The 326-nt window shown below is 41.7% G+C and carries 1 tRNA gene; it reads right to left on the bottom strand.

Features of this window, described 5'->3' with window-relative positions:
* Positions 1–99: 99 nt before the first annotated feature.
* Positions 100–184, bottom strand: a tRNA-Leu gene (locus tag VXS03_RS20150).
* Between the last annotated feature and the right edge of the window lie 142 nt (positions 185–326).

The following is a 326-nucleotide window of genomic DNA, read 5'->3' on the forward strand; positions in this document are numbered from 1 at the left end:
TTCGAACCAGGGAATGACGGCATCAAAAGCCGTTGCCTTACCGCTTGGCGATAGACCTACAGTGCTTATTTTCATAAGACTTTTCACAAACTAGAGAGATGGTGCGGAAGGAGAGACTTGAACTCTCACACCTTGCGGCGCTAGAACCTAAATCTAGTGCGTCTACCAATTCCGCCACTTCCGCATATTATCAGTTATAAATAACTGTTGTTTCTCTAGTTGTATTAATTAAATCAGTAATTGGTAAAAAGCTGATTTAAAGAATAATGGTGCGGAAGGAGAGACTTGAACTCTCACACCTTACGGCGCTAGAACCTAAATCTAGT

Origin of the sequence: Photobacterium sp. S4TG1 (assembly GCF_036040035.1) — a bacterium.
In the GTDB taxonomy this organism is placed as follows: domain Bacteria; phylum Pseudomonadota; class Gammaproteobacteria; order Enterobacterales; family Vibrionaceae; genus Photobacterium.